This window comes from Cognatundibacterium rivi (assembly GCF_018139565.1).
GTDB lineage: Bacteria > Pseudomonadota > Gammaproteobacteria > Burkholderiales > Burkholderiaceae_D > Undibacterium > Undibacterium rivi.
Window position 1 is genome coordinate 135816 of sequence record NZ_JAGSPK010000004.1, and the last position, 26166, is coordinate 161981.

At 48.1% G+C, this 26166-nt stretch carries 28 protein-coding genes and 1 tRNA gene; 20 read left to right on the forward strand and 9 right to left on the reverse strand.

All coding sequences use genetic code 11. From position 1 onward, the window contains the following. Positions 1 to 32 precede the first annotated feature (32 nt). The 8 genes from KDM87_RS12365 to KDM87_RS12400 form a co-directional block, all read right to left on the reverse strand. Complete coding sequence (locus KDM87_RS12365; protein ID WP_329604930.1) at positions 33 to 887, reverse strand: segregation and condensation protein A; 855 nt, start codon at positions 885 to 887, stop codon at positions 33 to 35. A gap of 21 nt (positions 888 to 908) precedes the next feature. Beyond that, entirely contained in the window at positions 909 to 1118 is a 210-nt protein-coding gene (locus KDM87_RS12370; protein WP_212679377.1) for a DUF3460 family protein, read from the reverse strand. 147 nt (positions 1119 to 1265) lie between these two features. Then, positions 1266 to 1847 carry an LOG family protein gene (locus tag KDM87_RS12375; RefSeq protein WP_212679378.1) on the reverse strand — a complete coding sequence of 194 codons (582 nt, stop codon included), beginning with the start codon at positions 1845 to 1847 and terminating at the stop codon, positions 1266 to 1268. Continuing rightward, complete coding sequence (locus KDM87_RS12380) at positions 1844 to 2515, reverse strand: TetR/AcrR family transcriptional regulator (protein WP_186885105.1); 672 nt, start codon at positions 2513 to 2515, stop codon at positions 1844 to 1846. The genes KDM87_RS12375 and KDM87_RS12380 overlap by 4 nt, the downstream gene beginning before the upstream one ends. Before the next feature lie 65 nt (positions 2516 to 2580). Beyond that, positions 2581 to 3093 (reverse strand): RDD family protein, encoded by a 513-nt coding sequence (locus tag KDM87_RS12385; protein ID WP_329604931.1) that lies wholly within the window; start codon positions 3091 to 3093, stop codon positions 2581 to 2583. Between the two features lie 3 nt (positions 3094 to 3096). Then, a complete protein-coding gene (locus KDM87_RS12390; protein ID WP_329604932.1) occupies positions 3097 to 3819 on the reverse strand; it encodes a DUF3106 domain-containing protein in 723 nt (240 codons plus the stop codon). Positions 3820 to 3821: 2 nt separating this feature from the next. Next, positions 3822 to 4238, reverse strand: a complete 417-nt coding sequence (locus KDM87_RS12395; RefSeq protein ID WP_212679379.1) for a DUF3619 family protein — start codon at positions 4236 to 4238, stop codon at positions 3822 to 3824. Next, positions 4235 to 4807: an RNA polymerase sigma factor gene (locus KDM87_RS12400; protein ID WP_212679380.1), complete on the reverse strand. Its 573-nt coding sequence runs from the start codon at positions 4805 to 4807 to the stop codon at positions 4235 to 4237. Before KDM87_RS12400 ends, KDM87_RS12395 begins: the two co-directional genes overlap by 4 nt. 525 nt (positions 4808 to 5332) lie before the next feature. Between KDM87_RS12400 and KDM87_RS12405 the strand changes: the two genes are divergently transcribed. From KDM87_RS12405 to ilvC, 3 genes are all read left to right on the forward strand, one after another. Continuing rightward, the gene (locus KDM87_RS12405) at positions 5333 to 7048 is read left to right on the forward strand and encodes an acetolactate synthase 3 catalytic subunit (RefSeq protein WP_212679381.1); all 1716 of its coding nucleotides are present in this window, start codon (positions 5333 to 5335) and stop codon (positions 7046 to 7048) included. A gap of 1 nt (position 7049) precedes the next feature. Continuing rightward, on the forward strand, positions 7050 to 7541 hold the full coding sequence (ilvN, locus tag KDM87_RS12410; RefSeq protein WP_186885109.1) for an acetolactate synthase small subunit: 492 nt from the start codon (positions 7050 to 7052) through the stop codon (positions 7539 to 7541). A gap of 68 nt (positions 7542 to 7609) precedes the next feature. Beyond that, the gene (ilvC, locus tag KDM87_RS12415; RefSeq protein ID WP_186897929.1) at positions 7610 to 8626 is read left to right on the forward strand and encodes a ketol-acid reductoisomerase; all 1017 of its coding nucleotides are present in this window, start codon (positions 7610 to 7612) and stop codon (positions 8624 to 8626) included. 58 nt (positions 8627 to 8684) lie between these two features. Here ilvC and KDM87_RS12420 read toward each other — a convergent pair whose 3' ends face one another. Then, a complete protein-coding gene (locus KDM87_RS12420; protein WP_212679382.1) occupies positions 8685 to 8930 on the reverse strand; it encodes a hypothetical protein in 246 nt (81 codons plus the stop codon). A 220-nt stretch (positions 8931 to 9150) separates the two neighbouring features. Here KDM87_RS12420 and KDM87_RS12425 point away from each other — a divergent pair, with 220 nt between their 5' ends. The 17 genes from KDM87_RS12425 to nuoH all read left to right on the forward strand — a co-directional run bounded on the left by KDM87_RS12425 (position 9151) and on the right by nuoH (position 26163). Continuing rightward, on the forward strand, positions 9151 to 9879 hold the full coding sequence (locus tag KDM87_RS12425; RefSeq protein WP_230407754.1) for an SIMPL domain-containing protein: 729 nt from the start codon (positions 9151 to 9153) through the stop codon (positions 9877 to 9879). 113 nt (positions 9880 to 9992) lie between these two features. Next, the gene (gene pssA, locus KDM87_RS12430) at positions 9993 to 10859 is read left to right on the forward strand and encodes a CDP-diacylglycerol--serine O-phosphatidyltransferase (protein ID WP_212679384.1); all 867 of its coding nucleotides are present in this window, start codon (positions 9993 to 9995) and stop codon (positions 10857 to 10859) included. 356 nt (positions 10860 to 11215) lie between these two features. After that, positions 11216 to 12754 carry a 2-isopropylmalate synthase gene (locus tag KDM87_RS12435; RefSeq protein ID WP_212679385.1) on the forward strand — a complete coding sequence of 513 codons (1539 nt, stop codon included), beginning with the start codon at positions 11216 to 11218 and terminating at the stop codon, positions 12752 to 12754. 118 nt (positions 12755 to 12872) lie between these two features. Continuing rightward, positions 12873 to 13142, forward strand: a complete 270-nt coding sequence (gene rpsO / locus KDM87_RS12440; RefSeq protein WP_186885114.1) for a 30S ribosomal protein S15 — start codon at positions 12873 to 12875, stop codon at positions 13140 to 13142. A 218-nt stretch (positions 13143 to 13360) separates the two neighbouring features. Then, on the forward strand, positions 13361 to 15505 hold the full coding sequence (gene pnp / locus KDM87_RS12445; RefSeq protein ID WP_212679386.1) for a polyribonucleotide nucleotidyltransferase: 2145 nt from the start codon (positions 13361 to 13363) through the stop codon (positions 15503 to 15505). A 97-nt stretch (positions 15506 to 15602) separates the two neighbouring features. Next, positions 15603 to 16583, forward strand: coding sequence for an NAD(P)H-quinone oxidoreductase (locus KDM87_RS12450; protein ID WP_212679387.1), 981 nt, complete (start codon positions 15603 to 15605; stop codon positions 16581 to 16583). A 189-nt stretch (positions 16584 to 16772) separates the two neighbouring features. Continuing rightward, positions 16773 to 17522 carry a triose-phosphate isomerase gene (gene tpiA / locus KDM87_RS12455; protein ID WP_212679388.1) on the forward strand — a complete coding sequence of 250 codons (750 nt, stop codon included), beginning with the start codon at positions 16773 to 16775 and terminating at the stop codon, positions 17520 to 17522. A 45-nt stretch (positions 17523 to 17567) separates the two neighbouring features. After that, positions 17568 to 17933 carry a preprotein translocase subunit SecG gene (secG, locus tag KDM87_RS12460; protein WP_212679389.1) on the forward strand — a complete coding sequence of 122 codons (366 nt, stop codon included), beginning with the start codon at positions 17568 to 17570 and terminating at the stop codon, positions 17931 to 17933. An 85-nt stretch (positions 17934 to 18018) separates the two neighbouring features. Next, positions 18019 to 18103: transfer RNA gene (locus KDM87_RS12465), tRNA-Leu, on the forward strand. A gap of 111 nt (positions 18104 to 18214) precedes the next feature. Further along, positions 18215 to 18574: an NADH-quinone oxidoreductase subunit A gene (locus KDM87_RS12470; protein WP_212679390.1), complete on the forward strand. Its 360-nt coding sequence runs from the start codon at positions 18215 to 18217 to the stop codon at positions 18572 to 18574. Positions 18575 to 18580: 6 nt separating this feature from the next. Then, on the forward strand, positions 18581 to 19057 hold the full coding sequence (locus KDM87_RS12475; RefSeq protein ID WP_186885120.1) for a NuoB/complex I 20 kDa subunit family protein: 477 nt from the start codon (positions 18581 to 18583) through the stop codon (positions 19055 to 19057). Between the two features lie 29 nt (positions 19058 to 19086). Continuing rightward, positions 19087 to 19683 carry an NADH-quinone oxidoreductase subunit C gene (locus KDM87_RS12480; protein WP_212679391.1) on the forward strand — a complete coding sequence of 199 codons (597 nt, stop codon included), beginning with the start codon at positions 19087 to 19089 and terminating at the stop codon, positions 19681 to 19683. Further along, positions 19683 to 20936 carry an NADH-quinone oxidoreductase subunit D gene (locus KDM87_RS12485; protein ID WP_212679392.1) on the forward strand — a complete coding sequence of 418 codons (1254 nt, stop codon included), beginning with the start codon at positions 19683 to 19685 and terminating at the stop codon, positions 20934 to 20936. The genes KDM87_RS12480 and KDM87_RS12485 overlap by 1 nt, the downstream gene beginning before the upstream one ends. A gap of 34 nt (positions 20937 to 20970) precedes the next feature. Further along, positions 20971 to 21459, forward strand: a complete 489-nt coding sequence (gene nuoE / locus KDM87_RS12490) for an NADH-quinone oxidoreductase subunit NuoE (RefSeq protein WP_212679393.1) — start codon at positions 20971 to 20973, stop codon at positions 21457 to 21459. Then, on the forward strand, positions 21459 to 22754 hold the full coding sequence (gene nuoF / locus KDM87_RS12495) for an NADH-quinone oxidoreductase subunit NuoF (protein WP_186885124.1): 1296 nt from the start codon (positions 21459 to 21461) through the stop codon (positions 22752 to 22754). Before nuoE ends, nuoF begins: the two co-directional genes overlap by 1 nt. A gap of 32 nt (positions 22755 to 22786) precedes the next feature. Beyond that, the gene (nuoG, locus tag KDM87_RS12500; RefSeq protein ID WP_212679394.1) at positions 22787 to 25093 is read left to right on the forward strand and encodes an NADH-quinone oxidoreductase subunit NuoG; all 2307 of its coding nucleotides are present in this window, start codon (positions 22787 to 22789) and stop codon (positions 25091 to 25093) included. Further along, a complete protein-coding gene (gene nuoH, locus KDM87_RS12505) occupies positions 25093 to 26163 on the forward strand; it encodes an NADH-quinone oxidoreductase subunit NuoH (RefSeq protein ID WP_212679395.1) in 1071 nt (356 codons plus the stop codon). The genes nuoG and nuoH overlap by 1 nt, the downstream gene beginning before the upstream one ends. The last annotated feature ends 3 nt before the right edge of the window (positions 26164 to 26166 follow it).

The window sequence follows — 26166 nt, forward strand, 5'->3', positions numbered from 1 at the left end:
TGAATGTGTGATGTTTCGGTTATCAACAATACTCAGACTGGCGAATAGGCGAGTCTGACGTAGATGGGCGCGAAGGCTTCGGCCTGGGTAATTTCTATCAGTGTTTCTTTTGCCAGTTCGAGCAGGGCAACAAAATTCACAACCAGTACCGGTGCGCCGCGGGATGGGTCGAACAGTTCGGAAAATTCGACAAATTTAGTCGATTGCAGCTTACGTAAAATAGCGGACATGTGTTCGCGTACCGATAATTCCTCGCGGCTGATTTTGTGATGGGCCACCAGCGTTGCCCGCTTCATGATGTCGGCCCAGGCTGCTTGTATATCAGCGACTTCGACATGCGGCCAGTGCAGTACCGTGTTTTGCTCGACGAACACCTGCGCATGTAAAAAATCACGGCCTAGCTGCGGTATTGCATTTAAATCGTAAGCGGCCAGTTTCATTTGCTCATATTCGAGCAGGCGTCGCACCAATTCCGCACGCGGATCTTCAGCCTCATCTTCGGCATTGCTCTTGGTGGATGGCAGCAACATGCGGGATTTAATTTCAATCAGCATGGCGGCCATCAGCAGGTATTCTGCGGCAAGCTCCAGATTGTGTTCGCGGATCTGATCGACATACTTCAGATATTGCAAGGTTACTTGCGCCATCGGAATGTCGAGAATATTAAAATTCTGTTTGCGGATCAGATACAGCAATAAATCCAGCGGCCCTTCGAACGCTTCCAGAAAAACTTCCAGCGCATCGGGCGGAATGTATAAATCATTCGGCAGCTTGAACAGCGGTTCGCCGTACAGTCGCGCAAACGCCATGCCGTCAACGACATCGGGCGTGCTGTCAACGGCACCGACCAGAGGTAACTCTGTCGAGGGAAGTTCAGGAGTAGTCACAAGCAGGGCGCTCTGACAGGATCAGCCTTTGTTTTGATAGACGTAAGCTTGTTGTGGTACGCGCGATTCCAGATTATTTTTTTGCGTTTCCAGATCAACTGGTGCTTTATCCCACAACAGTGCGCGACCGTCACGTTGGCTTTGTTCCAGCTTAGGATTCGCAGTTTTTAAACTTTTGAGAAAGCTGGTTGCTTCAGATTCGTACAGGGAGAATTGCTTGGAGAATTTCATAGCTTTGAAATAAACACATAAAGAACGGATGAAGCGGCATTTTACTCTGTATTTCCGGGAAAACCGCATTCGTCCGGATATGGAAGGAAAAGTATTCGCAGCCACAGACGTTTCCCAGCGACGTGTCTGCGGCAGAGCAATGGCAGATTACAGGTCTGGCTTATCTACCCATTTACGTATGTGCACAGGTTGATAGGTCGCGAAGTGCTGTAATAACTCTGCCGGATTACTACTGGAATACAGTAGTTCCAGATGCGCCGGGCGCAAGAAACCTTGTTGCTGTGTATTCTTCAGAAACTGTAACAGACCGTCGTAGAAGCCTTCGACATTCAGTAAGCCTATCGGTTTGTCATGGAAACCCAGTTGTGCCCAGGTCATGACCTCGAATAGTTCTTCGAGTGTGCCTATACCGCCTGGCATAGCGATAAAACCATCGGATAATTCCGCCATCATGGCTTTGCGTTCATGCATATTTTTGACGATATGCAGCTCGCTCAGGCCGCGATGACCAACTTCTTTATCCATCAGGGCTTTAGGGATAATGCCGGTGACGTTTCCGCCAAGTCGCATGACTTCGTCGGCAATGATGCCCATCAGGCCGACGTTGCCGCCACCATAGACCAGCCCCAATTGTTGTTTGACCAGATTTGCTGCCAGTTGTCTGGCACCGGCTGCGTAGGCAGGTAGGATTCCTGATGCTGAGCCGCAATAAACGCAGATTGCTTTCATGAGTGATTCATTTTTTGCAGATAGTTCTGCGACATTTTTTCAAACACTTGTTTGGTTTCGCCGCGTAAATACGGGCTGATCAGCACGATGACCTGATAGCAGCCGCGCGCCAGTGATTCCGACATGGTTTGCAGCTCTGAATATTTACGCGGATTGCGTACATATTCATACGACAGCCAGTAAGTGGCGACGACAACCATATTGGTTGCGAGTGCATCTATATCCATATCGGTTGCTTCAAATTCGCCGTCGGCGCGTAAGTCGTGGCAGAGATCGGTGGCGACTTTGATTTTATGCGACAGGATTTCTTTGAAATTGAGTTCCAGCTTACGGTTGCGCGACAGTAAATCACTCAGATCGCGATAGAAAAAGCGATAACGCCAGACCAGTTCAAAAGTCAGGTGTAAATAAGTCCAGATATCCTGAATATTGGCTTTTCTGCCCTGCGGGAAGGCGAGCTTTTTATTAATTTCCGCTTCAAACTGGGTAAAAATGGAGTTGACGATATCGTCTTTATTGCGGAAATGGTAATACAGATTGCCGGGCGAAATATTCATTTCTTCGGCAATCACCGTTGTTGTGATGTTTGGCTCACCAAATTCATTAAACAAGCGGAGGGAAAGTTCGAGGATGCGTTCCCGGGTGCGGCGAGGAGCTTTGTGTTGCATGTGATTCTTCTCGAAAAATTATTTCATTAGAATAACATCGTTCTGTTCAACAGCAAAACCTCTCGCTACATTGTGGCAATTTTCTCGTTCTCAGAAGAAACGTGAAATAAGCGTGTTTTAGCGAGCTTATCGTGTAAAAATTGACCATGTTCGTCGAGGCGGGATGTCATCGCCCAGCCTGCGATGCCGATACCGAGCACGATTACCATCGGCCACTCTTTAAGTCCGAGCTGATAATTGATGGCCATTGCTGGAATAAACCACATCCAGGTAAGGCAATAGCGGACGATTGCCTTCACCAGTGGAAGTTTTTTGCCGTCGGTATCTGCCACACGGATACGCCAGGTTTGCATCGCAAGCGTTTGTCCGCTGCGGGTCCAGCAAAATACAAAATAAATACCGATGACAATAAACAGCCATACTTGCCGTAGATGTCGCAAGGTCAGTGCGTGCTTGCTTTGCGTGATGACATCAAACAAAAAACCGGCAACAAAGACGATGCCGAATAAGAGCAAGGCTTCATAGACCATGCAAATTAAACGGCGACGTAAGGTGGGTGTGGCTAAAACGCTATTCACAGATTATTTCGATACGGCTTGGGATGCAGAGCCTACGGCTGGAGCGATGGCAGGTTCGCTGACGGCAGGCAGACTGCCAGAAGCGGGTGCCGGTGTGACCGCTAACGCTGCGGCTGATGCTGTTGGCTGTGGTGCAGGAACTGGTGCGATCGGCGCTGCTAGCGCTGGTTTTGCCGCTGGTTTAGGGCCCAGCTTGATCGGTGCCAGTATTTGCGGATTTTTCACCAGATCTGGTGATAAATTGGTCACGCTTTTTTTCTTGGCATGTTCCTGCGCGAGACGTTGCTTTTCTTCGGCGCTGAGCTGTTGATATTGTTGCCACTGCGCTGATTTTTGTTCAGGTTTCACCAGCGAGCTTTTCGCGAAGTTTTCACGCGCAGCCATGCGTTGTTCTGGTGTGAGCTTAATCCATTCGCGCATTCTTTCCTGCACGCGAACTTGTTCCTCTGGCTTCATTTTTGCGTAGCGTGTGACTATTTCCAGCCATTTTTTCTTACGGCCTTCGGGAAACTTATCCCATTCACCAGCCAGTGGTGCCAATGCCTGTTTTTGCATCACACTCAGTTCCGACCACAGTGGCCTTACCACTGTGGCAGGTGCAGTAATTGCAGGTGTGGCTGCCGGTTTGGAAGCAGGCACGGCATTAATGCCGCCAGCCAGAGCAAATGGCAAACCAGCACTGAAAAGCAGGAAAAATGCGTAATGACGTAAATTGGAAAACGCCACGTTTACTCCTCCGCTTTATTCAGATAAGCGCTGAAGCCTGTATCGACATAAGCTGCGGGAGGTAATTCGTCAACGAGGACTGCGGCATCAATATCAGCTAATTCACTGATGTTTTGTTGCTGTTCATATTCGTAAATACCAAACAATCCGGCAACCAGCGCCAGCATAGGAAGCAATAAACTCACTTTGCCAAACCACGAGCCCATACCTTGAGACGCAAAACCATTTACTCCAGCGAAGACGTTTTTGATTGCGAGTACGCTGACAGGGGCTTCCTGCTTCTTACGGGCAAGAGCAAGCTTACGGGCTTGTGCCAGTCTCTCCAGTGCCGGAGATGGGATGTTTTCTGCCGATTCGTTCAGAGCACGTTTGACCTTGTAGGCAAAATCAAGATCCCGCGATTCTTTTGAGTAGTTCATAACTGTATTCCTTTAGCCTTGAGGTTGGCGGCCAGTGCGTGGGTTGCACGAGAGCAATGCGTTTTGACGCTGCCTTCTGAGCAGCCCATTGCTGCGGCTGTCTCTGCGACATCCATGTCTTCCCAGTAACGCATGAGGAACGCTTCCCGTTGACGTGCAGGCAGCTTTTTTATTTCATCATCAATAATATTCAGAACCTGTTCGCGTTCTAACTTATCTGCAGTCGATTCTGCTGCTTCAGTTCCTTCTTCAGCAGCATAACTTTCGAGCAAGTCAAAGTTATCATCCTCCTGATTATTGCCGGGCGTAAAGCTGGAAAACAGGCTGACCCAGGTATTCCGCACTTTCTCACGCCGGAAAAAATCCAGAATGGTGTTTTGCAATATTCTCTGAAACAGCATAGGCAATTCATTTGCAGGCTTGTCGCCATACTTTTCAGAGAGTTTAATCATTGCTTCCTGGACGATGTCCAGTGCTGATTCCTCGTTCCTGACTGTATAGACGGCATGCTTGAACGCACGCCTTTCCACATTCTCCAGGAAATTCGATAATTCTTTATCAGTAGCCATTGTTGGCGATATTCATATGGTGATCGTGCATTTACTTATCAATAACGGTTACCCGCTAAAAAGTAGCTTGCTTTTAAAATTGCGCATATCCTAGCAAAAATAGCCTTACGTGTCCCAAGTTTTGTCATGCGGTGAATTTTTCGGGATGAAATAAGTCGTTGATAAAAAGAGAAAAGAATAATTCTGCTTGACCAAAATGCTGCAACGCATTACCGTATGAGTCCACCTCAAAATCTCGGGGTATCAAATACTTGGCTGGAATAACCCACAATGTTATTGCCCGCAAGTGCGCTTTAATGAAGCTGTTTGTTCTAACCCATGCCACAAGCGTGAGAAATTTGTCGTTGTAAAGCCTTAACACTGATTGAACGAGTGCCTTAAGCATTTTCCGGTACCACGCCCAACGGGGGTGTAAAAGAAAATGTCGCGGTACAAAAAGGGATGTCAGCTCACCGGATTTACATGTCGATTTCGCCAGGAAAGAACATCCGATCAATTTCCTATGGACCTTGAAAGGACAACATAATGAGTTCAGAATTTACAGGCGCAGAGATACTGGTCAAGTGTCTTGCCGAAGAAGGTATTGAGCACGTTTTCGGATATCCGGGCGGCGCAGTACTTTATATCTACGACGCAATCTACAAACAAGATAAGTTTCAGCATATCCTCGTTCGTCACGAACAGGCTGCGATTCATGCTGCTGATGCTTACTCCCGTTCTTCCAATAAAGTAGGTGTGGCTCTGGTCACATCCGGACCTGGCGTTACCAATGCGGTGACTGGTCTGGCAACTGCTTACATGGATTCGATTCCTATGGTGATCATCTCGGGTCAGGTGTCCAGTGCCGTTATCGGTCAGGATGCTTTTCAGGAGTGCGACACGGTAGGTATTACCCGTCCTTGCGTGAAACATAATTTCCTGGTCAAAGATGTCCGGGATCTGGCAGAGACGATCAAAAAAGCATTTTTCATCGCAACAACCGGACGTCCTGGTCCTGTGCTGGTTGATATTCCTAAGGATATCAGCATGCACAAAACCACTTACAGCTATCCGCGTGAAGTTGAAATGCGTTCTTATAAGCCTGTCGATAAAGGACACGCTGGTCAGATTCGTAAAGCGGTTCAGTTATTGCTGCAGGCAGAACGTCCGATGATCTACACCGGTGGCGGCGTTATTCTGGCGCATGCTTCTGCTGAATTAAATAAGCTGGTGGACGAGCTGGGATTCCCTTGCACGAACACGCTGATGGGTCTCGGAGCTTACCGCGCCAGCGACGAGAAATTCGTCGGCATGCCCGGTATGCATGGTACTTACGAAGCCAACATGGCGATGCAGCACTGCGATGTGCTGATTGCGATCGGTGCGCGTTTCGATGACCGCGTGATTGGTAATCCTAAGCATTTTGCGTCGAATACGCGCAAGATTATTCATATTGACATCGACCCTTCTTCAATATCCAAGCGCGTGAAAGTGGATATTCCTATCGTCGGTAATGTCAAAGACGTATTGCAGGAAATGTTGTCGCAGTTAAGCGCCGTCGAGACCCGTCCCGATCCTAAGCCGCTGGCCGCATGGTGGAAGCAGATCAACGAATGGCGTGGTCGCGAATGCCTGAAATACACACCGTCTTCTGAACTCATCAAGCCGCAATCAGTGGTTGAGAAAGTATGGGAAGTAACCAATGGCGACGCCTTTGTGACTTCCGACGTGGGCCAGCATCAGATGTGGGCCGCGCAATACTATCGTTTCGATAAGCCGCGCCGCTGGATTAATTCCGGTGGTCTGGGGACGATGGGTGTTGGTTTGCCATACGCGATGGGCGTACAGATGGCAAATCCGGATGCGACCGTTGCCTGCATTACCGGCGAAGCCTCGATACAAATGTGTATTCAGGAATTGGCGACCTGCAAGCAATATCACCTGACACCTAAGATCATTCTGTTGAACAACCGCTTCCTCGGCATGGTCAGACAGTGGCAGCAAATTGATTACGGTTCACGCTATTCCGAGTCGTATATGGATTCACTGCCGGACTTCACCAAACTGGTGGAAGCTTATGGCCACGTCGGCATGAAAATTGAAAATCCCGCAGACGTGGATGGTGCAGTACGTGAGGCGTTCGCAATGAAAGACAGACTGGTATTCATGAACTTCATTACCGATCAGACTGAAAATGTCTGGCCTATGGTGAAGGCGGGTCAGGGCCTGACTGAAATGCTGCTTGGCTCGGAGGATCTGTGATATGAGACACATTATCTCCATCCTTTTGGAAAATGAAGCCGGTGCCTTGTCCCGCGTGGTCGGATTGTTTTCTGCCCGTGGTTACAACATTGAAACGCTGACGGTTGCGCCGACCGAAGACCCGACCTTGTCCCGCATGACCATTGTGACCAGTGGTTCTGACGACATCATCGAGCAAATCACGAAACACCTGAATCGTCTGATTGAAGTGGTGAAAGTGGTTGATCTGACTGAAGGCGCGCACATCGAACGCGAGCTGATGCTGATCAAGGTCAGAGCCGTAGGCAAAGAGCGCGAAGAAATGAAGCGTACAGCGGATATTTTCCGCGGCCGCATCATTGACGTGACCGAAAAAACCTACACCATAGAATTGACGGGCAATAAAGGTAAATTGGATGCATTCATTGATTCCATTGACCGTGCGTCAATTCTGGAGACAGTCAGAACGGGTGGCTCAGGTATAGGACGCGGCGAACGCATCCTCAAAGTATAAGCAAAGTATAAGCAAGTATTCATCTGCCTCTGGCATATAAAAATCATTCAAATTAAATAGGATAAAAAATGAAAGTTTTCTACGATAAAGATTGTGATCTGTCCCTGATCAAAGGTAAAAACGTTGCCATCATCGGCTATGGTTCACAAGGTCATGCACACGCACAAAACCTGAACGACTCCGGTTGTAACGTGACGGTTGCTTTGCGTAAAGGCGGCGCATCATGGTCTAAAGCTGAAGGCGCTGGCCTGAAAGTGGCAGAAGTCAACGAAGCAGTGAAAGCCGCTGACGTCATCATGATTTTGCTGCCGGATGAAAATATCGCTCAGGTCTACAACGAAAACGTTGCACCTTACGCCAAGCAAGGCGCGGTACTCGCGTTTGCACACGGCTTTAACGTTCACTACGGACAAGTGGTGCCACGCGCTGATCTGGACGTCATCATGATCGCTCCGAAAGCACCTGGCCACACCGTACGCGGTACGTATTCTCAAGGTGGCGGTGTACCGCACCTGATCGCTGTGTATCAGGATAAATCCGGCTCTGCCCGTGACATCGCTTTGTCTTACGCAATGGCGAATGGCGGCGGCCGTGCCGGCATCATCGAAACCAACTTCCGCGAAGAAACAGAAACAGACTTATTCGGTGAACAGGCCGTGTTGTGTGGTGGTGCGGTTGAACTGATCAAAGCGGGTTTCGAGACGCTGGTGGAAGCTGGTTATGCACCTGAAATGGCGTACTTCGAATGTCTGCATGAACTGAAACTGATCGTTGATCTGATCTATGAAGGCGGTATCGCTAACATGAATTACTCGATCTCGAATAATGCAGAATACGGCGAATACGTGACAGGCCCACGCGTTGTGACTGAGGACACAAAAAATGCGATGCGCCAATGCCTGAAAGATATTCAGACTGGTGAATACGCGAAGAGCTTCATCCTGGAAAACAAAGCAGGCGCGCCTACCTTGATTTCCCGCCGTCGTCTGACTGCAGAACATCAGATCGAAGAAGTCGGCGCAAAATTGCGTGCGATGATGCCTTGGATTGCTAAAAACAAACTGGTTGATCAATCGAAGAACTAATCTTCAAGATCGCCGGGCATCATCCAGCGTGCGCTGGCAGGCGCACGCAGCTCGAAAGCTAAAAGTCGTCCACTGGGACGACTTTTTTTACGCCTTCAAGTGCACTCGGATTGCGAAAAACAAACTGGTTGATCAATCGAAGAACTAACTCTTCAAGATCGCCGGGCATCATCCAGCGTGCGCTGGCAGGCGCACGCGGCTCGAAGGCTAAAAGTCGTCCACTGGGACGACTTTTTTTTCGTCTCAAAATATCTGTTTTTTGTCGGTAAATTGAATAAAACAGGGGAGTATGTTTAATTTTCACCTATATGTCCTAATAAAATAAAGGGGCTTTAAATATACTGGGGGGAGTATTTTTAGGGCTGAAAATGAGGGGAGAAGCCGATTTAGCTTTGAAACACAATCCTGTTGGAGTCATTGCAGGAATATTGGATGGGTGAGAACACTGAAAACAAGGTATCTTTGCAACTTGAATCAAGAAGACTTGTCTGAATCAACAATATCAACATTTCTGGAGAATGATCATGAAAAAACTACTTGGTTTTACTGCGGCTTGTGTGCTGGCATTGCCGGTTGCCGCGCAGACGCTCACCGGCACCGTTATTACGGTTTCAGGATCGGCAGATGTGAAGGCGGATAATGATCAGGCGGTGCTCAATTTTTATATCGAAGAGCAGGACAAAGACAAAACCGTGGCCGCGTCCAGAGTCAATCAGAAAATGAAATCCGGTACTGAGCTGATCAGGAAAGAAGACCCGCAGGCAGAGTTGCGTACGCGGTCTTATTATTCGTATCCCATCTATGCAGAAACCCCTGTGAATGCCGCAGGGCAGCCAGTCAAGCGCCAGATTACAGGTTGGCGATCTGGTCAGTATCTGGAAGTGAAGACGACCAATATTGCGCAGTTGTCGTCGACGGCAGCCGCGGGGCAGAAAGTGTTGGCGCTGAACGGTGTGAATTTCGGTTTGTCTGATGCTGCGATCAAAAAATTCGAAGCCGCGCGGGTTGACGCTGGTTATCGTCAGTTTTCTGAGAAAGTCAAAATGATTGCAGCGACGATGGGGAAGAAGCTTGATGATATTGTGATTGAGTCTCTTGATTTCGATAACGCCGGTAGCGAGTTGCGTCCGTTTGAAGCTGCGCCGATGATGCTCAAGGCAGCCAGAGCTGATGCGGCGGCAACGGAACCCAGCTTTGAGCCGGGATTTACTTCTCTGAATATAAAAATCACCGGAAAACTGCGCCTGAAATAGACCATACACTCAGGCTTGCGGGTTTGCCTGACTGATAAACAGGGTTATACTTCCAGCGCAAAGTGCCAGGTTCCGCCCGACATGTTCGGGCTATTTTATTTCTTTAGATTCACATGCCATCTTTTAATCGACGCAAACCCAAAGGTAATTTCAAACTTTTCCCTAAAGGCGTGCGTAAAACGCAGCAAAGAGTCGATGCTGACGGTATTGCCTTACCGGTGAAAACGGCGGCGCGCGGACGCGGCATTTATCTGTTGCCGAATGCATTTACGACGGCTGCGCTGTTCTGCGGTTTTTACGCCATCGTCATGGCGATGGATCAGCGTTTTTATCAGGCGGCACTCGCGATTTTTGTTGCGATGGTACTTGATAGTCTGGATGGCCGGGTTGCGCGGATGACGAATACCCAAAGTGAATTCGGTGCGCAGTACGACAGTCTGTCAGACATGATTTCTTTTGGTGCTGCACCGGCACTGGTCGTGTATGAATGGTCGCTGCGCGGCATGGATAAACTCGGCTGGCTGGCGGCATTCGTTTATTGCGCCGGCGCCGCGTTGCGACTGGCACGCTTTAATACGAATATCAGCATCGTTGATAAACGTTATTTTCAGGGCTTGCCAAGCCCGGCTGCGGCGGCCTTAGTTGCCGGGTTTGTGTTGCTGATGGATGATTTGCATTTTGTTGGCGCTGATCTGCGTTGGATTGCATGGAGCATCACCTTATTCGCTGGCTTGACGATGGTGACGAATGTTCCGTTTTACAGTTTCAAAGATGTGAACCTTAAAAAGAGCGTTCCTTTTATCGCACCCTTACTGGTTTTATTAGTGTATGTGGTGGTGGTCAGTGATCCGCCTAAAGTGTTATTTGGTTTGTTTGTGTTGTATGGCTTATCTGGTTACGTTGTGTTGCTGTGGCGCTGGCGCAAGGGCCGTCCGATCAGCATCATCCAGACCAGCGTCGAAACGCACGACGATAAATAAAATTTTGTTTTAACGCAGAATCGCCGCAATGTACAAAATGCATTGTGGCTTTTTTTCTTTTCGGATTAATTAAATTAGACAGATGCTGCTATAAATTCTTGCACTTTTCTGTGTTCGCGCTTATAGTCGAATGCATGAACTTTTCAGTCACATCCCTCACATTAAAAACTTTAGCAGACGCCTCCCGTCTGCTATCGCTATTTGCATTTCTGCTAGTGCGGTAACGCGCTAAATCCCCCATACCCACAATTTGAGTAATCTCTTACCCCTGTGTGCGTTGCAAGGGTGGGGCGGAGAATATTCAGCATTTTTATCGATTCATTTTCAATCTCAAACATTCTTTTCAGGAGAAAATCATGGCAGACAAACTCATCATATTTGACACTACTTTGCGCGATGGCGAGCAATCACCGGGCGCATCGATGACCAAAGATGAAAAACTGCGGATTGCAAAACAACTGGAACGTTTGAAAGTCGATGTGATTGAAGCTGGTTTTGCGGCCGCGTCGCCCGGCGATTTTGAGTCGATCAAGGCGATTTCCGCGACGATCAAAGATTCTATTATCTGTTCTTTGTCGCGCGCCAATGACCGCGATATTTCCCGTGCTGCGGAAGCCCTGGCTGCTGCTCAGCGCAAGCGTATTCATACCTTTATTGCGACGTCTCCTTTGCACATGGAGAAAAAATTGCGCATGAGTCCGGATCAGGTGTTGGAACAAGCGATTCAGGCTGTGCGTTTTGCGCGTAATTTTACGGACGACGTCGAATTCAGCCCTGAAGATGGCAGCCGCTCCGAAATGGATTTCTTGTGCCGCGTAATTGAAGCTGTGATTAAAGAAGGCGCCACCACAATTAATTTTGCCGACACTGTCGGTTATGGTGTACCTGAGTTGTACGGCAATATGTTGAAGACTTTGCGTGAGCGCATTCCAAATTCCGACAAAGCAATCTGGTCCGTACATTGTCATAACGATCTGGGGATGGCAGTGGCGAATTCACTGGCAGGTGTCATGATCGGTGGCGCGCGCCAGGTAGAATGTACGATTAACGGACTTGGCGAGCGCGCAGGTAATACCGCACTTGAAGAGATCGTGATGGCGGTGCGTACGCGTAAAGATTACTTTAATCTCGATCTGGGAATCGATACGACGCAGATCGTTCCGGCGTCGAAACTGGTATCGCAAATTACCGGTTTCGCTGTGCAGCCGAATAAAGCAGTCGTTGGCGCGAACGCGTTTGCACATGCGTCCGGCATACATCAGGACGGCATTTTGAAAGCGCGCGATACCTATGAGATCATGCGTGCCGAAGACGTGGGTTGGAGTGCGAATAAAATTGTTCTCGGTAAGCTCTCTGGCCGGAATGCATTTAAGCAGCGCCTCGAAGAGTTGGGCATTACACTGGAATCTGAAGCAGAAATCAATGCAGCTTTTACCCGTTTCAAAGAACTGGCCGATCGCAAATCAGAGATTTTCGACGAAGATATTTTGGCGTTGGTTTCGGATGAAGAACAAGCGAATGACAAAGAGGCTTACCATTTTGTTTCGCTGGCTCAGCATTCTGAAACTGGCGAATCACCAAAAGCAAAAGTGGTGTTTGCTTTCGCTGGAAAAGAAGTGACTTGCGAAGCAAAAGGAAATGGCCCTGTGGACGCGATTGTGAATGCGATTGAGTCTGAAGTGAGTAGTGGTGCTGAATTACTGCTGTTTTCAGTCAACGCAATTACGACCGGCACACAGTCGCAGGGAGAAGTGACGATGCGGTTGCAAAAAGCCGGACGTATCGTCAATGGCGTCGGTGCTGATCCTGATATCGTCGTGGCGTCTGCGAAGGCTTACTTGTCAGCGCTGAATAAACTCGAATCCAAGTCAGAAAAGCTGAATCCACAAGTTTGATTCATTGATTATTTGTGTGCTATAGTCTCGGCTCCCGTCATTTTGGTGGGAGTTTATTTCACGATAACGATGGTTTTGTCATCAAACGACTCTTGTTATCGCATGTAAAGGAAAAATTATGTCTATCGAAAAAAGTGCAAAAGCCGCTATCGTAGCGGACAACGCCCGTGGTCAAAACGACACAGGTTCTCCAGAAGTTCAGGTTGCTTTGCTGACAGCCCGTATCAATGATTTGAACGGTCACTTCAAAGCGCACGGTAAAGATCACCATTCCCGTCGCGGTCTGATTATGATGGTTAACCGTCGTAAAAGCCTGTTGTCTTACCTGAAAGGTAAAGACCTGAATCGCTATCGCGCTCTGATCGAAAAACTCGGCTTGCGTAAGTAATTCTTGCTGAATTTAGCAAAAAATTTATAGCAAAAAGCCTGCGTCAGTTGACTGTCGCAGGCTTTTTGTTTATCTGGTGTTTTGGTTTTGCGCGAAATTTTTAGCAAAATTTGTTAGAAATAAGCAAAAAACTGGCAAAAGGCAATCCTGACGGATTGCACGTGGTGAGGTGAACGACAGCGCCTGAAAATCTGTCGGCAAAATAGAAAGGACACATTGTGTTTAACAAAATTACGAAAACTTTCCAATACGGTCAACATCAGGTGACATTGGAGACCGGTGAAATCGCACGTCAGGCCTCTGGCGCAGTGATGGTCTCGATCGAAGACACTGTCGTGCTGGCAACTGTCGTTGCAAAAAAAGATGCAAAACCTGGTCAGGATTTTTTCCCTCTGACCGTGGATTACATGGAAAAAACTTACGCTGCTGGCCGCATTCCTGGCGGTTTCTTCAAGCGTGAAGGTCGTCCATCAGAAAAAGAAACATTAACTTCACGTTTGATCGATCGCCCGATTCGCCCTTTGTTTCCTGAGGGTTATCTGAATGAAGTTCAGGTGATCGTGCATGTATTGTCTGTGAATCCTGAGATAGATCCGGATATCGCTGCGATGATCGGTGCTTCTGCTGCTATTTCTGTTGCAGGTATTCCTTTCAGTGGCCCTGTTGGTGCCGCGCGCGTTGGTTATATCGATGGCCAGTACGTATTGAATCCAACTGCGACGCAGTTGAAATCTTCCAAGCTGGATCTGGTTGTTGCAGGTACTGAGCAAGCTGTATTGATGGTGGAGTCTGAAGCACAGCAATTGTCTGAAGAAGTCATGCTGGGTGCGGTTGTGTTCGGTCACGAGCAAATGAAAGCCGTTATCGATGCGATCCATGAATTAGTACGCGACGGTGGCAAGCCTGAAGTGCAATGGGCGCCTGCAGCAAAAAATGAGCCGCTGATCGCTGCGGTAACTGCTGTTGCAGAGCCGCTGTTACGTGCTGCATATCAAACCAAAGAAAAGCAGGCTCGTACTGAACAATTGAAGGCCGCAACGTCTACAGTTGCTGCCGCGCTCGCTGAACAAGCTGCCGCTAAAGGTGAGGCTGCTCCTGATTCTGCAGACGTTGGCAATATCTTGTTTGATCTGGAAGCGAAAATCGTTCGTTCCCAAATCCTCGAAGGTGAGCCACGTATTGACGGTCGCGACACGCGCACCGTACGTCCTATCACTATCCGCACTGGTATTTTGCCACGTACGCATGGCACTGCTTTGTTCACCCGTGGTGAAACACAGGCTTTGGTGATTGCGACTTTGGGTACTGCGCGCGACGAGCAAAAAATCGATGCGTTGATGGGCGAATACTCTGACCGCTTCATGTTGCATTACAACATGCCTCCGTTTGCTACTGGTGAAACTGGTCGCGTTGGCACGCCTAAGCGCCGTGAAATCGGTCATGGCCGTTTGGCTAAGCGTGCGTTGCAGGCTGCATTGCCTGATCCGGAAGATTTTAGCTACTCCGTACGTCTGGTTTCTGAAATTACTGAATCCAATGGTTCATCGTCGATGGCGTCTGTTTGCGGTGGCTGCCTGGCGTTGATGGATGCTGGTGTGCCGATGAAAGCGCATGTTGCCGGTATCGCCATGGGTCTGATCAAAGAAGGTAATAAGTTCGCTGTTCTGACCGATATTCTGGGTGATGAAGATCACCTCGGCGATATGGACTTTAAAGTTGCCGGTACTGCAGAAGGTATCACTGCATTGCAAATGGATATCAAAATCCAGGGCATTACTAAAGAAATTATGCAAGTCGCTTTGGCGCAAGCGAAAGAAGGCCGTGTCCATATTCTGGGTAAAATGCAAGAGGCCGTTCCGGTTGGCAATACCGAGTTGTCTGATTTTGCTCCACGCCTGATCACCATCAAGATCAATCCTGAAAAAATCCGTGACGTGATCGGTAAAGGTGGTGCGGTGATTCGTGCGCTGACTGAAGAAACAGGTACGCAGATCGACATCAGCGACGAAGGCGTCGTTACTATCGCTTCTGTTGATGCAGCTGCTGGACAGGAAGCCAAACGTCGTATCGAAGAGCTGACTGCGGAAGTTGAAGTGGGCAAAATCTACGAAGGTACTGTGTTGAAATTGCTGGACTTCGGTGCGATTGTGCAAATCATGCCGGGTAAAGATGGCCTGCTGCACATCAGTCAGATCGCTAATGAACGTGTCAATGCCGTTGCTGACTATCTCAAAGAAGGTCAGCAAGTACGCGTTAAAGTGTTGGAAACCGATGATCGTGGTCGCTTCAAGTTGTCCATGAAAGCAGCTGCTGTTGAAGGTGATGCGCAGGCTCAGTCACAAGAGCCGCAGGCAGCCCAGTAATTGCGCTGATTGTAATGAGTTGTTGAAAAAAACGCCCGTTTAAACGGGCGTTTTTTTATTGGCTTACAATGATTTCTTTATTTATTCGGTGAGTTTTATGCGTGCAATTGAAATTACAAAATATGGAGCGCCCGAGGTTTTGCAATTGTGTGAGCGCGAGATTCCGCAAGCGCAGGCTGGCGAGGTTTTGATCAAGGTGCATGCCGCCGGTGTGAATCGCCCGGACGTGTTGCAGCGGCTTGGCTACTATCCTGTTCCTCAGGGGGCTTCAGATTTGCCTGGGCTGGAGGTTGCCGGAGAAATTGTTGGTGGCGACTTATCTGCGACCAATTTTCAGATAGGTGATTTCGTCTGCGCACTGGTGCAGGGCGGTGGGTACGCTGAATATTGTGTTGCACCTGCTGCGCAGTGTCTCCCCGTACCCAAGGGTTTGAGTATGGTAGAGGCAGCCTCATTACCCGAAACTTATTTCACCGTCTGGAGTAATGTCTTTGATCGCGCCAGATTTAGTGATGGTGAGACTTTGCTGGTGCAGGGTGGTACATCAGGAATCGGAGTTGCTGCGATTCAGATTGCAAGCGCTCTTGGGCACCGGGTTTTTGCTACGGCGGGAACCGATGAAAAATGCCGTGCTGCTGAGGGATTAGGGGCAGAGCGGGCTATTAACTATAAAACTGAAAAATTCCCGGAGCTTGTGAAATCCCTGACTGCTGGCAAGGGGGTGGATGTGATTCTTGATATGGTTGCCGGAAGTTACATTCCAATGGAGATCGATAGTCTCGCAGATGATGGTCGGATTGCGATTATTGCTTTGTTAGGCGGTAACCGTGGAGATGTTGATTTTGGGCAGGTCTTGCGCCGGCGACTGACGATCACCGGATCAACCTTGCGTCCACGTTCGGTTGAGTTTAAGAGACAGATTTCTGCGCAATTGCAGCAACATGTCTGGCCGTTACTTGAGTCCGGAAAAATCAGGCCGGTTATTCATCAGGTCTTTCCTTTGATTCAGGCGGATCAAGCGCACGCTATGATGGAAGATGGTCGCCACATAGGTAAAATTATGCTGCAGTTGGTGTGAGTCTGTCGGGGTTCTTTTTCTGAGATATCGTAGACGTCGATGAAAGTGTATTGAAAAATGCATGTCTCAGACGCGCTGGGCAGATATGTGTCGGATTGGGATGTTGTCCGTGTTTGTTTTGCGCTGGCTTTGTTTGACCGGGTATTGTCAGCGGGATACAATAGACGGTTATTTATATTCTGATCTCTTATGCGACGTACACTAATTGCAGGTAACTGGAAAATGAACGGCAGCTTTGCGGCCAATCGTTCGTTGTTATCTGAAATCGTAGCCGGATTGCCCGTATCTTCGGATTGTGATGTTTTGGTATGTGCGCCAGCGCCGTATCTGACTCAATGCGCTGAGTTGCTGACGGCGAGCCCTGTAAAATGGGGGGCGCAAGATGTTTCTGAGCATGCACAAGGCGCATTTACCGGCGAGGTTGCTGCATCGATGTTGGTTGATTGTGGTTGTCAATATGTGATTGTCGGGCATTCTGAGCGGCGCGCATACCATGCTGAATCGAATGCGGACGTTGCAAGAAAAACTTCGCGTGCGCTGTCCGAGAGCTTGATCCCTATTGTATGTGTGGGTGAAACCTTGGAGCAGCGTGAGAGCGGTCAGACTGAGGAAGTGGTTGCTGCGCAATTGCAGGCGGTGCTGGATGTCGTTGATGTTGCGCAAATTACTCAGCTTGTTGTCGCTTATGAACCAGTGTGGGCAATTGGTACCGGTAAAACGGCGACGCCACAAATGGCGCAGGATGTGCATGCCTTTTTGCGCCAACAAATTGCTTTGAAAGATGTTGCTGCGGCTGCTTCGGTGCAAATACTTTATGGTGGTAGTATGAAGCCCGAAAATGCAAAGGACTTACTGGCAATGGCAGATATTGATGGCGGCTTGATCGGTGGCGCTGCGTTGAAATCTGCTGATTTCCTTGCTATTGCTGCTGCAGCTTGATGGTATTTGCTGAAGATTGAAGATTAATTTTTTTAGGTGTTTTGAATGCAAACTTTTTTTACATTGGTCGTGGTCGTTCAGGTTATCTCTGCATTGGCAATTATTGCGCTCGTTTTGCTGCAGCATGGTAAAGGCGCGGATATGGGGGCCTCTTTTGGCTCGGGTGCTTCCGGTAGTCTGTTTGGTGCAACAGGTTCATCTAATTTCTTGTCGCGCTCCACTGGCATAGCAGCCGCAATATTTTTCGCTGCAACATTGGCTTTGGGTGTTTTTGGTGGTGAGCGTAAGCCAGCTGGCGGTGTGATGGATAATCTGCCTGTGACAAAAGTAGCGCCTGCAGTTGTGCAAACACCTGCGCCAGCTTCTGCCGCTACTGCTTCATCTGCGCAGCCGAATCAGATTCCAAAATAAATTGATATTTCCCGGCAAAAAAACTTGAATTTCCTCGATTGTGCGTTGAACAATGAGGTCATTCAGGGTAGAATGCTGGGCTTATGCCGACGTGGTGAAATTGGTAGACACGCTATCTTGAGGGGGTAGTGGCGAAAGCTGTACGAGTTCGAGTCTCGTCGTCGGCACCAAAAAAACAAATCAGTTTTCTTTTCTGATTTTGTCGAGGAAGTGGCTATTTTTGATGAGGTTCTTCAAGAATGGTTTGCTTCAATATGGCGTTCAAATACAGGTAGCCTAACGTGAACCTCGAAAATTATTTCCCAGTTCTTCTCTTTATTCTGGTTGGTATCGGAGTCGGTGTATTGCCTCAGGTTTTGGGGCGGGTTCTCGGTCCGTATAAGCCGGATTCTCAAAAAACATCAGCATACGAGTGTGGCTTCGAGGCATTTGAAGATGCTCGCATGAAATTTGATGTGCGATATTATTTGATCGCGATTCTCTTCATTCTCTTTGATCTTGAAACTGCATTTTTCTTCCCGTGGGGCGTTGCTATGCGCGATCTGGGATGGACTGGTTTCTTGATTATGCTTGGCTTTGTGCTCGAATTTGCTGTCGGGTTTTGGTACATCTGGAAAAAAGGCGCTCTGGATTGGGAGTGATGGAAAATGGCTATTGAAGGTGTGTTGAACGAAGGCTTTGTTACGACAACAGCCGATAAGCTGATTAACTGGACGCGTACTGGTTCTATGTGGCCGATGACGTTTGGTTTGGCCTGTTGCGCAGTTGAAATGATGCATGCTGGTGCGTCCCGTTATGATCTGGATCGTTTTGGTGTTGTGTTTCGCCCATCTCCACGTCATTCGGATGTGATGATCGTCGCGGGTACCTTGTGTAACAAGATGGCGCCTGCGTTGCGGAAAGTCTACGATCAGATGGCGGAGCCTCGCTGGGTTATTTCCATGGGTTCTTGCGCTAATGGTGGCGGTTATTATCATTACTCGTACTCCGTTGTGCGTGGCTGTGATCGCATTGTTCCAGTTGATATTTATGTGCCTGGTTGTCCGCCGACTGCAGAAGCGTTGCTGTATGGCGTCATTCAGCTGCAAAACAAAATTAAACGTACAAACACTATCGCGCGCTGATCGCGCGATTGCTGAGGCAGCCTTTAACTATGACGATCAAATTAGAAAAACTCGAGCAGGCATTAAAAACAGTCTTGGGTGAGCGTATTCTTGAGCTGAAAAATGCTCTCGGTGAGTTGACGATTGTTGTGTCGGCAGCTGAATATTTGCAGGTGATGCGTGATTTGCGCGATCACTCAGATACGTGTTTTGAAGAATTGATTGACCTTTGTGGTGTTGATTATTCGACCTACGCTGATGGTGCTTGGGATGGTTCCCGGTATGCAGTCGTAACGCACTTGTTGTCGATCAAAAATAACTGGCGTCTTCGGGTTCGCGTTTTTGCGACGGATGATGAAATGCCGCTTGTATCTTCTTTGACTGATGTCTGGAATGCTGCGAACTGGTACGAGCGTGAAGCCTTTGATTTGTATGGCATATTGTTTGACGGTCATAACGACTTGCGTCGTATTCTGACTGACTATGGTTTTATTGGTCACCCATTCCGCAAAGATTTCCCAGTGTCTGGTTATGTGGAGATGCGTTACGATGCGGATCAAAAACGCGTTGTCTATCAACCTGTGACTATTGAGCCGCGCGAAAATACCCCGCGTATTATTCGCGAAGAAAATTACGGGATGAAATAATGGCTGAGATTAAGAATTACACACTCAACTTTGGTCCTCAGCATCCTGCTGCGCACGGTGTATTGCGCTTGGTGCTGGAGTTGGATGGCGAAGTTATTCAGCGTGCCGATCCTCATATTGGCTTGTTGCATCGTGCAACTGAAAAATTGGCAGAACAAAAAACATTTTTACAATCTGTTCCGTACATGGACCGGCTCGATTACGTCTCGATGATGGCGAATGAGCATGCTTATGTGATGGCGATTGAGAAAATGCTGGGCTTGGAAGTGCCCCTGCGTGCGCAATACATCCGCGTGATGTTCGATGAAATCACACGATTGTTGAATCACTTGCTGTGGATAGGCGCGCATGCGCTTGACGTCGGTGCAATGGCTGTGATGTTGTACGCATTCCGCGAACGCGAAGATCTGATGGATTGCTATGAGGCGGTTTCCGGTGCGCGTATGCATGCAGCTTACTATCGTCCGGGCGGTGTCTACCGTGATTTGCCTGACGAAATGCCTAAGCATAAAGCGTCTTTGCTGAAAAACGAAAAATCGATGCGTTTTCTTAACGAAAACCGTCAAGGCTCTTTGCTTGATTTTATCGAAGATTTTACAAATCGCTTCCCGAAATACGTCGACGAGTACGAAACTTTGTTGACGGATAATCGTATCTGGAAGCAGCGTTTGGTCGGTGTCGGTGTTGTATCGCCCGAGCGTGCGAAAGCGATGGGCTTTACCGGTGCGATGTTGCGTGGTTCCGGTGTCGAATGGGATCTGCGTAAGAAACAACCATACGAAGTTTATGATTTGCTCGACTTTGATATTGCTGTTGGCGTCAATGGTGATTGCTATGATCGTTATCTCGTTCGTGTAGAAGAGATGCGTCAATCTAACCGCATTATCAAGCAATGCGTAGAGTGGCTCAGAAATAATCAAGGGCCTGTGATTTCAGCTAATCACAAGGTTACGCCGCCACATCGCGTCGACATGAAGTCAAATATGGAAGACTTGATTCATCACTTCAAGCTGTTCACAGAAGGCTTCCATGTTCCTGCTGGCGAGGCTTATGCTGCAGTTGAGCATCCAAAGGGTGAGTTTGGTATTTACTTGATGTCCGATGGTGCTAATAAACCGTACCGCTTGAAGATTCGCGCTCCAGGCTTCCCGCACCTGCAAGGTCTGGATGAAATGGCGAAGGGACATATGATTGCCGATGCTGTAACTATTATTGGTACTCAGGACATTGTTTTTGGTGAGATTGACAGATAAAAACGTCATCTGACGTTTATTTGAGGCATTAGCTATGGTGTTATCAGAGCAGGCATTTAAAAAAATTGATCGTGAACTGGCAAAGTTCCCGGCTGACCAGCGCCAGTCCGCTGTGATGGCCGCTTTGGCTATTGCGCAGGACGAAACTGGTTGGATCTCTCCTGATGTAATGCAGACTTTGGCTGACTATATTGGTATGCCTGCCGTTGCTGTACAGGAAGTGGCTACTTTCTACAATATGTACAATACGAAGCCGGTCGGTAAATTCAAAATTACCGTTTGTACTAACTTGCCTTGCGCTTTATCGGGTGGGGAGCGCGCAGCGCACCATCTGAAGCAGAAGCTGGGTATTGATTACAAAGAGACCACTGCTGATGGGCAATTTACCTTAGTTGAAGGTGAATGCATGGGGGCATGTGGTGATGCGCCTGTCATGTTGGTCAACAATAAACGCATGTGCAGTTTTATGTCGAACGAAAAAATCGACGGACTTGTGAATGAACTGAAAGAGGCAGGTAAATAATGACGAGTCTGCACAATCGCCATATTAAGCCCCTCATTCTCGCGGGTCTGGATGGTAAAAACTGGCACTTACAAGATTACGTGGCTCGTGGTGGCTATGCATCCTTGAAGCGTATTCTTTCAGAAAAAATTCCACCTGAGCAGGTTATTGCTGAGCTCAAGGCATCGTCTTTGCGTGGTCGTGGCGGAGCGGGTTTCCCGACTGGTCTGAAATGGAGTTTCATGCCACGTCAGTTTCCCGGTCAGAAGTACCTGGTCTGTAATACAGATGAAGGTGAACCTGGCACATTTAAAGATCGCGATATCATTCGTTATAACCCGCACGCGCTGATCGAAGGTATGGCAATTGGCGCGTATGCCATGGGTATTACTGTCGGTTATAACTACATCCACGGCGAAATTTTTGCGGACTATGATCGTTTCGAAGAAGCGATTGAAGAAGCGCGTGCAGCGGGGATGCTTGGTAATAATATTGCAGGCTCTGAATTCAGTTTTCAATTGCATGCGTTCCACGGTTACGGTGCCTATATTTGCGGTGAAGAAACGGCATTGTTGGAGTCGTTGGAAGGCAAAAAAGGCCAGCCGCGCTTCAAACCTCCGTTCCCGGCGAGCTTTGGTCTGTACGGAAAACCGACAACCATCAACAACACTGAAACATTTGCAGCCGTACCGTTCATTTTTGCAATGGGTGGCGAAAATTATGCCGCTCTTGGTAAACCAAATAACGGTGGTACAAAGATATTCTCTATTTCAGGTGACGTTGAACGACCTGGTAATTACGAAATTCCATTAGGTACTCCATTTGCTACTTTGCTTGAGTTGGCTGGTGGCATGCGTGGCGGAAAAAAAATCAAAGCAGTCATTCCTGGTGGTTCTTCCGCTCCTGTGATTGTTGGTGATGTGATGATGAATACGGATCTTGATTATGATTCGATTTCCAAGGCAGGTTCTATGCTTGGATCTGGAGCTGTCATCGTCATGGATGAAACCCGTTGCATGGTCAAATCGCTGGAACGTCTGTCGTATTTTTATTTTGAAGAGTCGTGTGGACAGTGTACGCCTTGCCGCGAAGGCACTGGCTGGTTGTATCGCCTTGTTCACCGGATTGAAAATGGATTAGGTCGCCCTGAAGATCTGGATATGCTGAATTCCATCGCAGACAATATTCAGGGTAAAACGATTTGTGCGTTAGGTGATGCAGCAGCGATGCCGGTTCGCGCATTCGTAAAAAATTTCCGCACAGAGTTTGAATATCATATCGAGCATAAGCATTGCTTGGTTCCCACTTACCTGTAAGCCAGCTTCGGTTAGCACACTTAGAGTAGACCATGGTTGAAATCGAAATAGACGGCAAAAAAGTCGAAGTCCAAGAAGGCAGTATGGTGATGGACGCTGCCAATAAACTTGGCACGTATATCCCCCATTTTTGTTATCACAAAAAATTATCTATTGCGGCAAATTGCCGCATGTGTCTGGTTGAGGTTGAAAAAGCGCCGAAGCCACTGCCTGCCTGTGCGACTCCGGTCACGCCTGGCATGATCGTGCGCTCCCATAGCGACAAGGCGGTGAAGGCACAAAAAGCAGTGATGGAATTTCTGTTGATTAACCATCCTCTGGATTGCCCGATTTGCGATCAGGGTGGTGAATGTCAGTTACAGGATCTGGCGGTTGGTTATGGCGCTACAACCTCTCGCTATGAAGAAGAAAAACGCGTTGTTTTCCACAAAGATGTCGGTCCGCTGGTGTCGATGGAAGAAATGAGTCGCTGTATTCACTGCACACGCTGTGTTCGCTTTGGTCAGGAAATTGCTGGTGTGATGGAATTGGGCATGCTCAATCGTGGTGAGCATTCCGAAATTACTTCTTTCGTTGGTAAAACTGTCGACTCCGAATTGTCCGGCAACATGATTGATCTGTGCCCTGTGGGCGCATTGACCTCCAAGCCATTCCGTTACTCCGCGCGTACCTGGGAATTGTCTCGTCGTAAATCTGTGAGCGCACATGATGGTTTGGGTTCAAATCTGATTGTTCAGGTAAAAAATAACAAAGTAATGCGCGTTGTTCCTTTCGAAAACGAAGAGATCAATGAATGCTGGATTTCTGATAAAGACCGCTTCTCTTACGAAGGCGTGAACAGTGCTGAACGTCTGACTAAACCTATGATCAAGCAAGGTGGTCAATGGCAAGAGACTGATTGGCAGACAGCGTTAGAATACGTAGCGCATGCGATGCGTAATATTCGTCATGAACACGGCGCTGATTCTGTTGCTGCTGTTGCTGCTCCTAATTCGACTCTGGAAGAATTGTTTTTGCTTCAGCGGATAATCCGTGGCATTGGTTCTGACAATGTTGATTTCCGCTTGCGCCAGTCTGATTTTTCTCTGAATGGAAGTATTAAACCTTGGCTGGGTACGTCCATTACCAAGTTCGCGCAGTTGAAGAATGTCTTTGTTATCGGTTCATTCTTGCGGAAAGACCATCCTTTGTTGGCAGCGCGCCTGCGCCAGTCAGTCAAATCTGGCACAAAGCTTAGCGTACTGAATGCGACTGATGATGACTTGCTGATTAAGCTTGCGAATAAAGCCGTTCTTGCGCCATCTTTATGGACGCAGTTCCTGGCCGAAGTAGCAGTTGCTATTGCAGTTAAAAAAGAAATTGCAAAACCAGCGGGTCTGGAATCTGTCGAAGCTGGTGTACTGGCTCAGAATATCGCGGCGACTCTGCTGTCTGGTAACGCAGGCGTATTTTTAGGTAACACCGCGTCCTATCATCCGGACGCGTCTCGTCTGCACGCTCTTGCTCAATGGATTGCGGAACAGACGGGTTCCGATTTCGGTTATCTGACTGAGGCTGCGAATACGGTTGGTGGTTATCTCGCGAATGCAATTCCTGCGAATAATGCTAAGCCTGTGTTTGCTGAAGGTAAGAAAGCGTATGTCGTGCTTCATGCCGAGCCTGCATTAGATACTGCAAACCCAGCTCAGGCGGAAAAAGCCTTAGCTGCAGCTGATATGGTTGTTGTCATGTCTCCGTTTAAGCACGGCGCTGAATATGCAGATGTTTTATTACCTGTCTCGCCATTTACAGAAACTGCCGGTACATTCGTCAGTTGCGAAGGACGTGTTCAGAGTTTTCATGGCGTTGTTAAGCCGCTTGGCGATACCCGTCCAGCATGGAAAGTATTGCGTGTTCTGGGAAATTTGTTAGGTCTGGATAATTTCAATTACGAAACATCCGAATCCATTCGCGATGAAGTTTTAAGCGGCAATGATGTTATCGCGCAACTGAATAACATCGCTGCTTTAAAACCTGCTCTCGAATCTGTTTCCGAGGCTGGCTTGGAGCGCGTTGCCGATGTTGCTATTTACAGCACAGATGCGATCGTTAGAAGAGCTGAATCGTTACAAAAAACGGCAGACGCACGTGCACCTCAGGCTTGGATCAGTACTGGATACGCAGAAAAAATCGGTGTCTCCGCAGGTGACATGGTCAAAGTCACTAAAGGTGGATCAATTCTGTTGAATGTGGGTATCGACGGATCTTTACCTGAAAATGTGGTTCGGATTGCTGCAGGTTCGGTATTGACCAGTAAGCTGGACGGCATGTTCGGTGCTATTAATGTGGAGCGTGCATAATGAATTGGCTGCTCACTGTTCAAACTTTTGGTCAGGGCGTGTTTGGCTATTTCTGGCCTCTGATCTGGAATCTGATTAAGATCGTTTGCGTTGTTGCTCCTATCATGGGCTTGGTGGCCTATCTCACTTTGTGGGAGCGTAAAATGATAGGCTGGATGCACATTCGTCTGGGCCCTAACCGAGTCGGCCCCGCAGGTCTGTTGCAGCCTATCGCTGATGCTGTGAAGTTGTTGCTGAAGGAAATTGTTGTTCCTGCAAAAGCAAATAAAGTTCTTTTTATACTTGCACCGATTATGACGATTATGCCGGCGTTGGCGGCATGGTCTGTTATTCCATTTGGTCCCGACGTTGTACTGGCCAATGTTAATGCTGGCTTGTTGCTGATCATGGCAATCACTTCTGTTGAGGTGTACGGCATTATCATCGCGGGCTGGGCATCTAATTCTAAATATGCATTTTTGGGTGCCATGCGTGCGTCAGCGCAGATGATCTCCTACGAAATTGCAATGGGTTTCGTGTTAGTCATCGTACTGATGGTTTCCGGAAGTCTGAATTTATCGGATATCGTTAATGCACAGACAAAAGGTCATTTTGCATCGATGGGCTTGAATTTCCTGTCATGGAACTGGTTGCCTTTGCTTCCTATGTTTGTTGTTTATGTTATTTCCGGGATTGCAGAAACAAATCGTCATCCATTCGACGTGGTTGAAGGTGAATCTGAGATCGTCGCTGGTCATATGGTCGAATACTCGGGTATGTCTTTCGCTATGTTCTATCTGGCGGAATACGCCAATATGATCCTGATTTCGACAATGGCTTCCCTGATGTTCCTGGGTGGCTGGGATGCTCCTCTGAATTCCATCGTATTCAACTGGGTACCAGGTTGGATTTGGCTGGGTCTGAAAACATTTGTAGTGGTTTCCATGTTTATCTGGGCTCGTGCATCTTTCCCTAGATATCGTTACGATCAGATCATGCGCTTGGGTTGGAAAGTATTTATCCCTTTAACTCTGGTGTATCTGGTGTTTGTCGCAGCATGGATACAAACGTCATGGAATATTTGGAAGTAAGAG

Bases quoted from the DNA above. Each gene is read 5' to 3' on its own strand.
- ilvN (WP_186885109.1), top strand. From the start codon at position 7,050: ATGAGACACATTATCTCCATCCTTTTGGAAAATGAAGCCGGTGCCTTG.
- KDM87_RS12375 (WP_212679378.1), bottom strand. From the start codon at position 1,847: ATGAAAGCAATCTGCGTTTATTGCGGCTCAGCATCAGGAATCCTACCT.
- KDM87_RS12475 (WP_186885120.1), top strand. From the start codon at position 18,581: ATGGCTATTGAAGGTGTGTTGAACGAAGGCTTTGTTACGACAACAGCC.
- pssA (WP_212679384.1), top strand. From the start codon at position 9,993: ATGCCATCTTTTAATCGACGCAAACCCAAAGGTAATTTCAAACTTTTC.
- KDM87_RS12400 (WP_212679380.1), bottom strand. From the start codon at position 4,807: ATGGCTACTGATAAAGAATTATCGAATTTCCTGGAGAATGTGGAAAGG.
- KDM87_RS12395 (WP_212679379.1), bottom strand. From the start codon at position 4,238: ATGAACTACTCAAAAGAATCGCGGGATCTTGATTTTGCCTACAAGGTC.
- tpiA (WP_212679388.1), top strand. From the start codon at position 16,773: ATGCGACGTACACTAATTGCAGGTAACTGGAAAATGAACGGCAGCTTT.
- nuoF (WP_186885124.1), top strand. From the start codon at position 21,459: ATGACGAGTCTGCACAATCGCCATATTAAGCCCCTCATTCTCGCGGGT.
- KDM87_RS12450 (WP_212679387.1), top strand. From the start codon at position 15,603: ATGCGTGCAATTGAAATTACAAAATATGGAGCGCCCGAGGTTTTGCAA.
- secG (WP_212679389.1), top strand. From the start codon at position 17,568: ATGCAAACTTTTTTTACATTGGTCGTGGTCGTTCAGGTTATCTCTGCA.
- nuoG (WP_212679394.1), top strand. From the start codon at position 22,787: ATGGTTGAAATCGAAATAGACGGCAAAAAAGTCGAAGTCCAAGAAGGC.
- ilvC (WP_186897929.1), top strand. From the start codon at position 7,610: ATGAAAGTTTTCTACGATAAAGATTGTGATCTGTCCCTGATCAAAGGT.
- KDM87_RS12370 (WP_212679377.1), bottom strand. From the start codon at position 1,118: ATGAAATTCTCCAAGCAATTCTCCCTGTACGAATCTGAAGCAACCAGC.
- nuoH (WP_212679395.1), top strand. From the start codon at position 25,093: ATGAATTGGCTGCTCACTGTTCAAACTTTTGGTCAGGGCGTGTTTGGC.
- nuoE (WP_212679393.1), top strand. From the start codon at position 20,971: ATGGTGTTATCAGAGCAGGCATTTAAAAAAATTGATCGTGAACTGGCA.
- KDM87_RS12485 (WP_212679392.1), top strand. From the start codon at position 19,683: ATGGCTGAGATTAAGAATTACACACTCAACTTTGGTCCTCAGCATCCT.
- KDM87_RS12380 (WP_186885105.1), bottom strand. From the start codon at position 2,515: ATGCAACACAAAGCTCCTCGCCGCACCCGGGAACGCATCCTCGAACTT.
- KDM87_RS12405 (WP_212679381.1), top strand. From the start codon at position 5,333: ATGAGTTCAGAATTTACAGGCGCAGAGATACTGGTCAAGTGTCTTGCC.
- KDM87_RS12425 (WP_230407754.1), top strand. From the start codon at position 9,151: ATGAAAAAACTACTTGGTTTTACTGCGGCTTGTGTGCTGGCATTGCCG.
- KDM87_RS12435 (WP_212679385.1), top strand. From the start codon at position 11,216: ATGGCAGACAAACTCATCATATTTGACACTACTTTGCGCGATGGCGAG.
- rpsO (WP_186885114.1), top strand. From the start codon at position 12,873: ATGTCTATCGAAAAAAGTGCAAAAGCCGCTATCGTAGCGGACAACGCC.
- KDM87_RS12480 (WP_212679391.1), top strand. From the start codon at position 19,087: ATGACGATCAAATTAGAAAAACTCGAGCAGGCATTAAAAACAGTCTTG.